This is a genomic window from Spirosoma sp. 209 (assembly GCF_002006735.1).
GTDB lineage: Bacteria > Bacteroidota > Bacteroidia > Cytophagales > Spirosomataceae > Spirosoma > Spirosoma sordidisoli.
This window is the reverse complement of sequence record NZ_MVEC01000003.1, coordinates 109305-123568: the sequence shown is the minus strand read 5'-3', so window position 1 is coordinate 123568 and position 14264 is coordinate 109305. Positions and strand designations below refer to the sequence as shown.

At 53.5% G+C, this 14264-nt stretch carries 10 protein-coding genes; 6 read left to right on the top strand and 4 right to left on the bottom strand.

What is annotated here, in order from left to right:
• The first annotated feature begins 197 nt into the window (after positions 1–197).
• Complete coding sequence (locus B1C80_RS06220) at positions 198–2684, top strand: outer membrane beta-barrel protein (RefSeq protein ID WP_077920206.1); 2487 nt, start codon at positions 198–200, stop codon at positions 2682–2684.
• Positions 2685–2990: 306 nt separating this feature from the next.
• Here the strand turns inward: B1C80_RS06220 and B1C80_RS06215 are convergent, their stop codons facing one another.
• Both B1C80_RS06215 and pth read right to left on the bottom strand, forming a co-directional pair.
• Positions 2991–3431: a hypothetical protein gene (locus tag B1C80_RS06215; protein WP_077920205.1), complete on the bottom strand. Its 441-nt coding sequence runs from the start codon at positions 3429–3431 to the stop codon at positions 2991–2993.
• Positions 3432–3671: 240 nt separating this feature from the next.
• Positions 3672–4235, bottom strand: a complete 564-nt coding sequence (pth, locus tag B1C80_RS06210) for an aminoacyl-tRNA hydrolase (protein WP_077920204.1) — start codon at positions 4233–4235, stop codon at positions 3672–3674.
• Between the two features lie 86 nt (positions 4236–4321).
• Between pth and pyrR the strand changes: the two genes are divergently transcribed.
• From pyrR to fdhD, 3 genes are all read left to right on the top strand, one after another.
• Positions 4322–4861: a bifunctional pyr operon transcriptional regulator/uracil phosphoribosyltransferase PyrR gene (gene pyrR, locus B1C80_RS06205; protein WP_077920504.1), complete on the top strand. Its 540-nt coding sequence runs from the start codon at positions 4322–4324 to the stop codon at positions 4859–4861.
• Between the two features lie 139 nt (positions 4862–5000).
• Positions 5001–7556 carry a DUF5686 and carboxypeptidase-like regulatory domain-containing protein gene (locus tag B1C80_RS06200; protein WP_236648653.1) on the top strand — a complete coding sequence of 852 codons (2556 nt, stop codon included), beginning with the start codon at positions 5001–5003 and terminating at the stop codon, positions 7554–7556.
• 78 nt (positions 7557–7634) lie between these two features.
• Positions 7635–8486, top strand: a complete 852-nt coding sequence (fdhD, locus tag B1C80_RS06195; protein WP_077920202.1) for a formate dehydrogenase accessory sulfurtransferase FdhD — start codon at positions 7635–7637, stop codon at positions 8484–8486.
• Here fdhD and B1C80_RS06190 read toward each other — a convergent pair.
• Positions 8483–9361 (bottom strand): diacylglycerol kinase family protein, encoded by an 879-nt coding sequence (locus B1C80_RS06190; RefSeq protein ID WP_077920201.1) that lies wholly within the window; start codon positions 9359–9361, stop codon positions 8483–8485. The two genes, fdhD and B1C80_RS06190, sit on opposite strands and share 4 nt — an antisense overlap.
• 48 nt (positions 9362–9409) lie before the next feature.
• Between B1C80_RS06190 and B1C80_RS06185 the strand changes: the two genes are divergently transcribed.
• Together B1C80_RS06185 and B1C80_RS06180 are read left to right on the top strand one after the other, a co-directional pair.
• Positions 9410–10483 carry an App1 family protein gene (locus B1C80_RS06185; protein WP_077920200.1) on the top strand — a complete coding sequence of 358 codons (1074 nt, stop codon included), beginning with the start codon at positions 9410–9412 and terminating at the stop codon, positions 10481–10483.
• A 12-nt stretch (positions 10484–10495) separates the two neighbouring features.
• Positions 10496–12787: an FdhF/YdeP family oxidoreductase gene (locus tag B1C80_RS06180; RefSeq protein ID WP_077920199.1), complete on the top strand. Its 2292-nt coding sequence runs from the start codon at positions 10496–10498 to the stop codon at positions 12785–12787.
• Between the two features lie 29 nt (positions 12788–12816).
• Here the strand turns inward: B1C80_RS06180 and B1C80_RS06175 are convergent, their stop codons facing one another.
• Positions 12817–14085: a hypothetical protein gene (locus B1C80_RS06175; protein WP_077920198.1), complete on the bottom strand. Its 1269-nt coding sequence runs from the start codon at positions 14083–14085 to the stop codon at positions 12817–12819.
• Positions 14086–14264 lie beyond the last annotated feature (179 nt).

Here is a 14264-nt window from a genome sequence, read left to right as displayed (position 1 = left end):
GGCAGATGCAACATAGTTAGTCTGAAGCCCATCTTTTAGAAAATCCTCTCCAGTACGCTTATCTCCCCGTCAAATCCGCTTATCCATCCGATCAGACCGCTTGTGTAAGAACAGGTACTTTGTGATGCCCACTACCTACCTTTACATTGTACTACGGCGGCACTAACACACCCGACCTTCGAAAAAAGCAATACATTATGAAACGGACCTTTCTCTTCTTAACACTGCTCATGACCTCCCTGACGGCTACATTTGGTCAGGTACTCACCCGAGGTACGGTTAGCGGATTAGTGGCCACTTCGGCCGGGAAACCACTGGAGTTCACAACGATGATGTTACTGAAAGCCACTGATTCGACTATGGCTAAAGGGTCGATCAGCGATGCTGCGGGCAAATTTGCTTTCGAGAACGTAGGGGCCGGGCGCTATATGGTGGTGGCTCAGCAGATCGGTTACCGCAAAACGTATAGTGCTCCGTTCGTAGTCGATGAGGCTCATCCGGCCATCGAGTTACCAGCACTGGCCATGCCCGATGAGTCGAAGAACCTGTCGGAAGTAAACGTGGTAGCCAAAAAACCCTTTATCGAGCAGCAGGTTGACCGCACCGTGGTCAACGTCGAAAACAGCATTGTTGCCAGCGGGAATACTGCCCTGGAAGTGCTGGAAAAAGCCCCCGGCGTAACCATTGACCGCCAGAATGACCAGATTCAGCTGAAGGGTAAGTCCGGAGTTATCGTGTACATAGACGGTAAGCAGACGTACCTCTCCCAGCAGGAAGTTTCTAACCTGCTCAAGAACACGCCTTCCGACAATATTGCCACGATCGAGATCATCACCAATCCTGGTTCCAAGTACGACGCGGCCGGTAACTCGGGGATCATCAATATCAAGATGAAAAAGAACAAGAACTTCGGCACCAACGGTACGTTTACGCTCGGAACAGGCTACGGCTGGTTCAACAATCTGAGTGGCGGCCGCGACGATCTGCCCAAGTTCAACACCTCGCTGAACCTGAACCACCGCGACAGTAAGGTAAACCTGTTCGGTAACTACAGCTACGTGAACCGGGAGAGTGCCCAGAGCAACGAAATTAACCGGGTCATTCCGTTTAACGGCACCAAGACCTATTTCGAGCAGAAGTCGTACCGGCCTAACCACTTTGTGGGGCACTCTTACAAGGCAGGACTCGATTATTTCATCAGTCAGAAGAGTACGGTGGGCGTGCTGGTCAACGGCTTCTCGAACAACTGGGAGTCTGATGGGTTGAATAACACCCTGATCCTGGATGAAAATCGCCAGGTCGTAAGTCGGCCCACTACGCAGACGTACTTCAAAAACCCGCTCACAAACTGGACCGGTAACCTGAATTACAAATACGATTTCGACGGAAAAGGCCGCGAATGGACAGCTGATGCCGACTACGTTCGGTATACGGGCACCAACCTATCTAACCTGAGCACTACCTATCTGAATAACGAGAACGTAGTGACCCAGCCGCGGCAGGATGTACGAAATACGATGCCTTCAACGATCAACATCATGGCGTTCAAGACCGATTATGTACACCCGCTCAAAAACGGGTCAAAACTGGAAGCCGGTCTGAAAAGCAGTTTTGTCAACGCCGACAACAACACCATCTTCGATACGCTGCAACAGGAGTCGCGGCAGTGGCTCTTCGACGCCAGCCGGTCGAACCACTTCAAGTATGACGAGAATATCAATGCTGCCTACGTGAACTTTGCCGGTAAACTGGGTAAGAAGCTGAAAGTACAGGCGGGCCTGCGGGCCGAACACACCCGCTCGGTAGGTAACTCCATTACGTTGAGCCAACGGGTAGAGCGCAGTTACCTGAATGTGTTTCCTACCTTGTTTCTATCGCAGCCCCTGGATTCGACTAATGTCCTGAACCTGTCGTTTAGCCGCCGGATCGATCGGCCCGACTACCAGAATCTGAACCCCTTTGTGTATTACCTCGACCCATACACCTACCAGCAGGGAAATCCGTTCCTGCGGCCGCAATACACCAACTCCATTGAGCTGACTCACGTATACAAGGATGCCTTCACCACGACACTGGGCTTTAGCCGGACCACCGATTTTATCAACCGCGAAACCCCGCGTCAGATTCCGGAGCGGAATATCACCTACGTAACGCCCGAAAACCTGGGCTACATGGACAACATCAACCTGAACGTGAGCTTTCCGGTCATGGTAGCCAAATGGTGGCGGATGCAGAATAATGTGAGCGGTTATTACCAGCACTACCAGACATTCTATTCGGGAGTGCCTTACGAAGTAAAGCTGCTGGCCTACAACCTCTATACCTCCAATAACTTCACGCTGAGCAAAACCCTGTCTGCCGAGCTTTCGGGCTGGTACAATTCGGCTTCTCAGTACGGTTTCTACCAGGCCCAGCCGATGGGCGGCTTTACGGTGGGCGTTCAGAAGAAGGTACTGGACGGTAAAGGCAGTCTGAAACTAAACATCAACGATCCGTTCTGGCTGAACCAGTTCCGGGGCCGGGCGGTCGTACAGGATATCAATTTCTACGTCGGATCGCGCTGGGAGAGCCGCCGGATCATGCTCAACTTCACATACCGGTTCGGTAACCAGAACGTAAAGGCCGCCCGTCAGCGCTCCTCGGCTACCTCAGCTGAACAGGGACGGGTTGGCGGTAACAACTAACCGGCAACAACGCATTCAAATGGACTTAGTTTAGGTTAAGAAAACGCGAAAGCCATTCCCGTCTTGAGGAATGGCTTTTTTGTTGACTGAGATAGTCGAGTAGAGAGCTGCCAAAACCCGGCGCTGGTAGTAGCCCCGTCGGGGTCATAAACGGTGTACAAATGCTTATAAAAAAGATAAGGTTCCCCGATCTGAGCGGAGAACCTTATACTGACTATTCCTAAACCCTTAACCTTTTCTACATGAAAAACTAACTTTTACCCTTTTCTGTTCCAAGAACTCGACTATTTCAGTATTTATTTAAAATTACTGAATGTCAGAGCCTTCGCTGTTTGAACGTTCAACATCCCAGAGGTAGTTGATCATCCGGGCCGTATGATTGGCCTGAGTAATCCAGCGGCTGGCTTCGGTATTTTTACCTTTCGCCAGTTGATTATTTAACTGAGCAACGGCCTGGTTGAATTCAAGACGCCTGGCGGGGCTGAGCTTAAGCACAGCGGCTGGGTTTTGATTATACAACGAGATGGTACTCATAAAGTTTACCCAGTTGGTAGTCTGCGCAAACTTGGCAAAGTTTTGTCCGACATAGGCAGCGAACTGCGTTTGCGAACCATTGACAAGCATGGCACTTGCCGGCTTGTTGGCTGCCGGGCTATCATCAGTGTTGGTGGTGGTAGCCGCGTCTGCCTGAGAAATCGTCAACCCTAATCCAAGAATCAACGATGCAAAGATAACACGCGATTTCATAGTATTGTTCTATTTTTGTTTCAGTTAAAGAACACACAAATGTCTATAGAAGTTTTTAAAATACAAACCGAGTATTGGGTCTTTTCGGAATAATATTTGGTTTTTAATGTTGTGTTCTAGGTTAAATCTGAAATTATTCGGCTTAATTTTCGATTTACCAGAATAATATTTTTGTCAAATAGGTAGTTACATGCTGAACATATTGTTTGTGATTATTTTAAAATACTTTAAAAAGTTATATTACTGATTGTAATTGTTCATCGCGTACTGTATCCCCATAGTACAAAAACTAAGTACGGCATCACCCGCGCGGTCCAGATAGTCGGGTAATTGGACCAATTCGTCTTCCGGAAACTGCCCCAAAACGAAGTCGACCTGACGGCCTTTCGAGAAATTATTTCCGATCCCTACCCGTAATCTGGCGTATTCCTGGGTGTTAAGTACCTCATCGATATTGCGTAATCCATTATGACCACCCGGCGATCCCTTCGGTTTGAGCCGGAGCTTGCCAAAGGGCAAATCCTTGTCGTCGGTGATCACGAGCATATTTTCGACAGGGATATTCTCCTGCTTGAGATAATATAGTACCGCCCGCCCACTCAGGTTCATGTATGTCGTTGGTTTGATAAAGAAGAGCTGCTTGCCTTTGTGCTGCCATTTAGCCGTGTAGGCCAGGCGAGTCATGCTGAAATCAAACCCATACTGGGCCGCCAGCCGGTCAAGAACCATAAAGCCCGCATTATGGCGGGTTAGTGCGTATTCAGGTCCGATGTTGCCCAGACCTACCAGAAGAAACTTAGCCATTTGTAAAACAGGTAACGAATGCCACGCATACAGCGGACGCAAAATTACCAATGGAAAAACTAACGACTTCCAACTATTTTTACCCCATGAACCAACAACGCCTGATTCTGTCCAGCCCGCTACTCGAAATTGTGATTAGTCGCCTGGCGCAGCAATTGATTGAAAACCACCAGGATTTTGCCAATACTGTTATACTGGGTATGCAGCCGCGCGGCATTTATTTCGCCGATCGGGTGGGTCGTGAGCTGAACCGGACGTTGGGTTATTCAGTGCCGCTTGGTTATCTGGACGCTACGTTCTACCGCGATGACTTCCGTCGGCGCGACACGCCCCTGCGGCCCAATACCACGAATGTTCCCTTTATTATCGAAGATAAGCGTGTTGTGCTGATTGACGATGTGCTGGCTACCGGGCGTATGGTCCGGGCCGCTATGGACGCCATGACCGCGTTTGGCCGCCCCCGCCAGGTCGAACTGCTGGTGCTCATTGACCGGCGTTACAACCGTGACCTGCCGATCCGGCCAGATTATACCGGCAAACGCGTCAATACCCTTGAATCACAGCGGGTACTGGTCGAATGGACCGAGCAGGGCGCCGACGCCGACCGAATCTGGCTGGTCGGTTAATGCGTACAGGTACGGTAAGCAATTCATGCTTGCATAAATACACTTGAACGCATATTAATGCTCCTTTAACTCAAAGTGTTGTGGGAGCAGGGTACGGACTTGTAACTTAGCAGACCGTTAACTACGACTTGTACCCCTGGTGAAACCTGTACTCATTGCATTCCTACTATTCACATCACTTTTACCTGTTCATGCCCAGACAACCTTTACGGTAACGGGTATGGTTACCGATGCACGAACCGGCGAGCCCGTTCCCTTTGCCAGTGTTGTACTGGTAGGCCGTCGGGCTGGCACCCTGACCGACGATAATGGGCGTTTTACACTCACGGTCAAGGTATTGACCGATTCGATAGCTGTCAGCTCGCTGGGCTATGCCATGCTTCGGCAATTTGTCGATAAAGAGCGACCAACCCAGGCCCTTGATTTCAAATTGACCCCCGCCGGGAATGCCCTGCAGGAGGTGGTTGTACGGGCGGGCGAAAATCCGGCTTTTCGTGTACTCCGTCAACTGCGTAAGAACCGAACCGTCAATGACCGCAATCGACTGGCCGCTTATGAAGGTGATACCTATACGAAAACCAGCGTTGCGCTGAGTCATGTATCGGCCCGTATGAGCCAGAATCCGCTGATGAAGCGGGTCAAAGAAGGAATGAGCCAGGCCGACTCCATGTTTGACGATGAAGGAAATCGGTTGCTGCCGTTGTTGCTGTCTGAGTCGGTTTCTCGCTGCTATGTGCGTTCTAATCCAAAAGTTCGTCGGGAAGATATTCGTAAAACCCGTATTCGGGGCGTGGCTGTCGATGATGCTGGTCTGAGTTCGCAGCTACTGGGCGGTACAAACCTGGTTAGTCAGAATTTCTACGACAACTACATTCCCATACTGGGTAAGGACTTTGCCTCGCCAACGGGCGACAACTGGAAAAACTGGTACCATTTTTTTCTGGCCGATACTACTCAGTTAGGTGATCGGATCTGTTACGAGATCCAGTTCGATCCGAAGCGCCCTGAAGACCTGGCCTTTATCGGCAAAGTCTGGATTGATACTAGTACGTTTGCTCTCTGCCAGATTGAAGCCCGTATTGGCGACCGGGCCAACCTGAACTATGTTCGCAAACTGACTATCGAGCAGGAACTCGAGCCCGTTACCGATTCGCTGGCTGGTTCCGGCCAACCCAGCGGCTGGCTCCCGGTCAGTCTGAAACTAACCGCCGACCTAACCGGTATCGGTAAAAACTCGCTGGGTATGCGCGCCGAGCTAACGATGCGCAGCAGCCATCTGATTATTAATAAGATTCGACCGGTTTCTTTCTATGAGCAGCCTGTAGAGCCAGTGGATACGGTAACTACGCCCAATGATGCGTTCTGGGCATCGGTACAGCGTGATCTGGCTGGCCCCGACTCGCTGGGCCGTTCAGACCGGAAAGCCGAGCGCATGATCGAACAGCTGCGTGCTATTCCAGCCGTCAAAAAAGCCGAAGCCGTTGGCCAGATTGCCATAACGGGTTTCTACAAACTGGGTGGTTTTGATCTGGGTCCGTACCCATACATGCTGGCTGCCAACAGTCTGGAGGGTCTCCGGATACGGCTGGGTTTTCGGACTAACGATGACTTTAGCCGGCATGTCATACTGCGTGGTTACCTGGCTTATGGTACATATGACAACCAGTTTAAATACGGTGCTGAAGCGGATTACCTCTTCTCCCGCCAGCGATGGACGCTGGTTGGCGTTCGGATGTCATACGATCTGGAACGGCTGGGGATTACCCCGGAGCTGGTCGGGGGCAATCGTATGTTTTATGCGCTGAGTCGCTTTGGCAAATACAGAGGAGCGTATCGAACACGCGTTCAGGAAGCCTTTTTCAGAAGCGAACCCGTTCGGGGTATCCTGCTGACGGCTACACTTGGAAGCCGTACGTTCGACCCGACTTTTCCATTTCAGTATAGACTACAGCCTGAGCTGGGAGACCTGTCGCCCCTGCGGTCCGATATTATCGATACATACTGGTCGGTAGAGGCCCGGCTGGCGCGCAAGGAGAAGTATATCATGGATGGCAACGAGCGCATTACGCTCGGCACGAAACGGGCCCCGGTGATAACCATTCGGTATACCCACGGGGCCCGCTCAATGGGGGGCGGTTACAGCTACGACCGGCTGACGCTGCGGGCGCAGCAGTCGCTGCGGCTGGGGCCGCTGGGCCGTTTATCTTATCTGCTTACCGCTGGTTATACACCATCAACCATACCGGTACCGTTATTATTTCCGCACATCGGCAATCCGACTCCGCTGCTTACCACCAACACCTTCAACCGAATGCAGTTCTATGAATTTGTGAGCGATCGGTTTGTGGCCATTCATATGCAGCACCGGTTCGAAGGCCTGCTGTTCAACCGGATTCCGGCTATCCGGAAACTCAACTGGCGGCTCGTAGCCAATGTCGATGCACTCTGGGGAAGTATGAGTAAAGCCAATCAGGCCATCGAAACCAGCAAACCTCTTCCTAATGGGCAAAAGCCCATTCGGTTTGGTACGCTGGATAGCAGTACACCTTATCTGGAAGTTGGGTATGGCATCGAAAACATCTTTAAGATACTCCGGCTGCAGGCTATCCATCGGTTAACTTACCTGGACCCCGGTCCCAATGGCTTGCCAGTGAATCGGTTCGCTATTAAAGCAGCCGCGTCTCTCGGCTTCTAATCAGTATAATCGCAGCGATGCCAGTCATCAACTATTTTGGAGAATTGGCGTTATTGGTGTATCAATCCAGATACAGCGATGCCCTTAGTTGCCCCCACTACCGTTCATAAAGTTACTGACGACAGCTGGTCCGAAGTCCCGGATCTGCTGGCGGTTGAAGAGCCGCTCGAAATCCGGCTGGGCTTCGGACCCGCCAACGACCGTCAGCAGCGGTCGGTGTCGGTTACGATGCGAACGCCGGGTCATGACGAAGAACTGGCAGCCGGTTTTCTGTTTTCTGAAGGAATAATTCAAAGCCCGGGCGATGTGCTATCGTGCCGTCATTGTGTTCAGGATGCCGACAAGGAAGGTAATGTAATACGGGTCGAACTCCGACCAGGGGTAGCTGTAGACTGGTCCCGGCTCGAACGGAATACATTTACCTCGTCGAGCTGCGGTCTGTGTGGTAAAACGACTATCGAAGCGGTGATGGCGCAGACCAGTGGGCCACTCCACTCATCGTTGATCATTAATCCGCTGGTAGTAAACGCACTACCCGATACGGTTCGGCACAGGCAAACGGCTTTTGCGCACACGGGTGGTATTCACGCGGCTGCTTTATTCGACGCCCAGGGAACGGTACGGCTGGTTCGGGAGGATATCGGGCGGCATAATGCCCTCGACAAACTCATCGGAGCCGCGTTCTGGCAGGGCTGGCTGCCGCTTAGCAAGTACGGTGTTTTTCTGAGTGGTCGGATCGGAGTCGAGCTGGTCCAGAAAAGCTGGCGCGCCGGAGTGCCGTTACTGACAGCCGTAGGAGCACCCTCGAGTCTGGCCGTTCACATGGCGCAGGAGGCTTGTATGACTTTAGTCGGGTTTGTCCGAAACGGCCGTTTCAACATCTACAGCGAACCTGAACGAATTGGCAAGGCTTCAGTATCCGCCAGTTAAGGGGCCGTTTCGGATGGCACCAGAACCGTCAGTGCCCCCGGCCTGATGGCGGCTTTGAGTTGGTTGATGCGCCCCCTGTACTCGCCATCGATCTGGAAATACGCTTTTCGGCGCGTTTCAACGCTGATAGAGGTAGCGGGATAAATTTCAATACTGCGTGGGTCGAAAGGCCGGTAGCGCCAGAATAGTTTCAGAATTTCCCAGATGGCCAGCCGCCGGAAAATGACAACCTCAAATTGCCCGTCAGACATGTCGCCATCAGGGTTGATTACGGCGCCCGTGCCGTACATCCGGGCGTTGGCCAGCACGACCATGAGCGCTGCTCTCGACACGCAGGTTTCGCCCAGGTTGATCTCGACCCGCAGCAGCTGCCGGGTCTGAAGGGCTTTGATAACCGCCCGCAGGTAGCCGAACATGCCCCGCCAGTTGTTGTCCTGATAGTGTTTGACTACCCGCGCGTTCAGGCCAATATCGCCCAGGTGAAGACAAATGTCGCCCTCGTTGATCGAGATAACATCGACCGGTTTTGGCGTTCCGTTTACCAGTACGCTGAGGCTGGCCTCGATATCGGGTGGAATGCCCAGCTCCCGCGCCAGTCCGTTGGCCGAGCCTGCCGGCAAAATACCCAGTACGGTATCCGTTCCGAGCAGCTGTGTGCCTACGCATTTAATGGTTCCGTCGCCCCCAACGGCCACAACCCGGTCGGGCTGGTGAAGGGCAATCTGTTGTCTGACTAACTCGTCGTCGGTTTTTCCGTTGAGCTCCAGTACATGGACTGTGTGGGGCAAGTCGGCAAAAAACTGGCGGATTCCTTCTTCCCAGTCCGATTTGTCGCGTCCGCCCGACACCGGATTTATGGCGAATAAAAATGTCAACTTATCAGTGATTTGGCGGTTATAAATAGGTGTACCGATCCAGGCGTTATGGAAGCTGCTCGACCCGCATTATCTGTTAAACAAAATATAAGCTCAAAAGGCACGCTGAAACGATATTTCTTAACGTGGCTGCGGCTCACCGACCAGCCCACCGTTAAGGTGTACCGTGGTTTTGGTAACGCCCAACGGCTAACCATTCATGGGACGGTATTTAAACAGTCGGCTCATCCCCGCCGGAAGTACCGCCACAGTGTGCTGGTTAATATGTTCAGCCTAGTGCGGTTATTTTTGGCCAGGCCTTACCCACATGCTACGGTTCGGGTGCAGTGTAACGGGCAGACGACCGAGACCCGCGCCGATGTAGATGGCTATTTTCGAGTCGACCTGCCGATGCCCGAACCCGTGCTGCCCGGCTGGCATCCGGTCAAAGCCGAGCTGGTTTCGCAGACAATCAACCCCGAAACGATCCTGGCGGAGGGCGAGGGTCAGGTGCTGGTGCCGCATCCAACCCGATTTGCGTTTATTTCCGATATCGACGACACCTTTCTGATTTCGCATTCGGCTACGATTGCGAAACGACTGCTGGTGTTGCTGACCCAGAACGCCCATAGTCGCCAGCCTTTCGACGGCGTTGTGGCCCATTACCAGCTGCTGGCCGAAGCCGACAGCGGGCCTGACGCGACCAACGCTTTCTTTTACGTGTCGAGCAGCGAATGGAACCTCTATGATCCCATTCTTGAGTTTTCGCAGAATAACGGATTACCGATGGGCGTTTACCTGTTGAGTCAGCTCAAACAAATTCATCAGCTGCTCAAGACCGGTCAGAATAAGCACCGTACCAAGTTCGACCGGATTGTCAGGATCATAGAGACCTATCCTGATCAGCAGTTCGTATTGCTCGGCGACGATACCCAGGAAGACCCCACTATCTATGCATCGGTGGCCGAGCATTTTACCCGTCAGATCCGATGCGTGTATATTCGGCAGGTAAACGACAGAAATCAGGACAAAACCCGCGAAACGCTGAGTCGGATTGAGGCTCTACACATACCTTGCTGTTATTTTTCCCACAGCGCTGAAGCCCGGCAACATTCGGTTGGCTTAGGCCTGGCCGCTACATAGCCCATACCCATCATGACCAATACACCCCCCGAAGAACTTACCGGCGACCTGACCGTTGGCCAGCCTAAAACCGAAGCTGCCGGTGTTACGGCCGTTGTGAAGTCGTTTCAGCATATTTTGTCGGCTACCGGACCCGGCCGTGGCTGGAAAGCACTCGTTAACCTCAATCAGAAAGACGGATTCGACTGCCCGTCCTGTGCCTGGCCCGACCCCGACGGCGATCGGTCGAGTATAGCCGAATACTGCGAGAGTGGAGCCAAGGCCGTGGCCGATGAGGTGATGACCAAGCATACGGCTTCGCCGGTATTGTTTCAGCGCTATTCGGTGGCTGAATTGCTCCAGAAAAACGACTTGTGGTTGGGGCAACAGGGACGGCTTACGCAGCCTATGGTGCTGAAACTGGGCGCAACCCATTACGAACCCATTACCTGGGACGCTGCGTTTCAGCTCATTGCCGATCAGCTGAACGCTCTCGACTCGCCCGATGAGGCTGTGTTTTACACCTCGGGCCGTACCAGTAACGAGGCTGCTTTCGTCTATCAGCTGTTTGTGCGTCAGTTTGGCACCAACAACATGCCCGACTGTTCGAACATGTGCCACGAGTCGACGAGTACATCCCTGGGCGAGACGATCGGGCTAGGGAAGGCGTCGGTTAAGTACGACGACTACGAAAAGGCCGATGTGATTATGATTATGGGCCAGAATCCGGGGACCAACGCGCCCCGCATGCTGACCCCGCTGGAAGAAGCCAAGCGAAACGGAGCCAAAATCATTTCGGTAAACCCCTTGAAAGAGGCAGGCCTGCTGGCATTCAAGTACCCGCAAAGTCCGCGCGATCTGTTGCTGGGGGGCGAGAAGCTGACCGACCTGTTCCTGCAGATTCCGATCAATACCGACCTGGCTTTGCTGAAAGCTATGTGCAAAATTCTGCTCGAAGAAGAAGCAAAAGCACCGGGTAAGGTACTCGATCAGGATTTTATCCGGACCTACACGGCGGGCTACGACGCGTTCGTGGCTGATCTGGATACCTATGATCTCAACGAGCTGGCTGGGCAGTGCGGTCTGCCCCTCAATCAAATTCGGGAGGCTGTTGATCTGTTCAAGTATACGCCTAAGCTGATTATTTGCTGGGCAATGGGGCTGACCCAGCATCGCAACGCCGTCGATACGATCAATGAAGTGATCAACCTGTTGTTGCTGAAAGGGAGCATCGGGATCGAGGGGGGAGGAGCCTCGCCCATACGGGGGCATAGTAACGTACAGGGTGACCGGACGATGGGGATCTATGAAAAGCCTAAACCCGAGTTTCTGGATTCGCTGCAACGGGTATTCGGGTTCGAACCTCCGCGTAAACCAGGTTACGACACGGTGGCCGCCGTACGGGCCATGCACGAAGGCCGGGCCAGGGTGTTTATCGGCCTGGGCGGAAACTTTGCCATGGCGGTATCGGATACCGACTACACGGCCGACGCCTTGCGGGCCTGCCGCCTGACGGTCCATGTGTCGACCAAGCTGAACCGGAGCCACCTGATTCATGGCGAAACGGCCCTGATTCTGCCCTGTCTCGGCCGTACCGATCGCGACCGGCAACCCTCGGGGGAGCAGTTTGTGAGCTGTGAGAGCACTACCGGGGTGGTGGCCCAGTCGCACGGGGTACTCGACCCCATTTCAAACCATCTGAAAAGCGAGGTAGCTATCGTGGCGGAACTGGCCCGGGCCACGCTGGCCGAAAAGTCGACCGTAGACTGGAGTGGCCTGGCGGCCAATTATGACGGCATCCGGGATTTGATCGAGCAGGTCGTACCGGGTTTTGAGCGGTACAATGAACGAATTCGCAAACCGGGTGGCTTCTACCTGCCCAACGGCCCGCGCGAACGGCGGTTCACTACCAAAGACGGGAAGGCTCATTTCACGGTAAACACGCCCACGTCCCATACGCTGAAGCCCGGCGAGTTACTCCTGATGACGGTTCGGAGTCATGACCAGTTCAATACCACCGTATACGGCAATGATGATCGGTATCGGGGCATCTATAACGAACGGCGCGTCATTCTCATGAATCAGGAGGATATATCGATGCTGGGCCTGCGCGACCGGCAGCTCGTGAACCTCCATAGCCACTATGGCGAGACAACCCGCACCGCCCACCGATTCGTGGTTGTGCCGTATGCTATACCGCGTGGTTGTTGTGCGGCCTATTTCCCCGAAACCAACGTGCTGATTCCGATCGACTCGGTTGCCGACAAAAGCCATACGCCAACCTCCAAATCCATCGTCGTCACCATAACGCCGGACGGGGAGTAGATGAGATAGCCAGGACTAATGGGCCCCGGTTAATACGCCTGCCGGGGCCTCGCGCCAGGACCCGCCACGGATTGGGCTAAAGGCTGCGTCGTTGACCAGATCGTAACGACAAAGTACAGCAGGCAACCGATTATCCCCAGCTGCATGGTGTACTCCAGCAGAAAGAGCGGAGAGGTGAGGTCCGAGAAAAAGTAGGACCGCTGCCCCAGGCGCCACCAGGCCGTGGGCTGTACGGTGGTTAACAGGTTGAACAGCAACAACACGGTCAGGGGGCGGCCACGCTGCCAGATGGGCAGGCCGCCCGCTACGATGGGAAGCATGAAACCAAAGGCGTAGACTGCATAAGCGCTGGGCACCAGAAACATGATCAGGGTATAAACAAGTACCCAGGCGCGGGCCAGCATGGCCGGGTAGGGGAGTCCGGCTTTTTTCCAGCGGAGTACGGTACTGACCGAGATGATAACCACGCTGATCAGCGCCATGTAGTTGAACAGACGCAGTGGAAACCGGTCGAGCAAAACGCCCAGAATTGGGTGGAGTACCGACCGCAGGTTAGGAGCCAGCGGATCCTGGGTAAGCTGAATCGGCATCAGAAACGTCCAGTCGCCCACGGTATAGAGCCAGGCCAGTACCGGGCCGCCAACCAGTAGCATGCCCACCAGGAGCTTTACTTTGTTATCAACCCAGAAGAAAATGATGGGCACAAACAGCACAAACAGCGCCTTGGTGGCAACCATAGCCAGGCCCAGTACAATACCCGCACTCAGGATCCGGTTCCGCTGGATAAGCGGAATCGTGAGCAGACCGAAAGCCCACATCCAGACGTCTTCCTGCCCGCCAATAACGCAGAGCAGCAGAGTGGCCGGCAATAACAGATACAGCAGAACGGTGGTCAGCGTCAGTCGGTAAAGACGGTAGGTAAGCCAGACCGCCAGGCCCTCTACCACCATCATCAGAATAATAATGGCCCGCGGGTCATTCCAGAACTGGATGGGTATGGCGGTCAGGTACGAATAGAAGGGTGCGTATACGGTAACAAAATCGCGGTAAGGTATCAGCCCCTGCTCGGCCGCAACAGCGCCATTGTAAAACCCGATCAGGTCCGAAGTGGCCTTGAAGTTAAGGATGGTGTACAGGCCCAGAAAAGGAACGAGCCGCAACGAAACCCACATGAAAGCCAGCCAGACATCGCTTCTGCCCTTGAAAAAAGCATCGAAGCGGGGCTTGAAGCGTAACACAAACCGGAAGGCAGCTATCAGGCTTAGCGCCAGAATAACTTTAACGAGAGCAACGAGCATACGCAGTAAGAGAGGAAGTGAGTACGAATAAGACCGCTTTTCGAAGGCGGGGCTGACCCTAATTCGCCAGCCCTGTTCACGTTGAGCTAATCAGGCCAATACCTGTGGGCCATTGCCTGCCTCTGCTACAGAAGCTACGGGCTGTTGGCCTGTCACAGTGATTGTCTGTCTGTTATTCG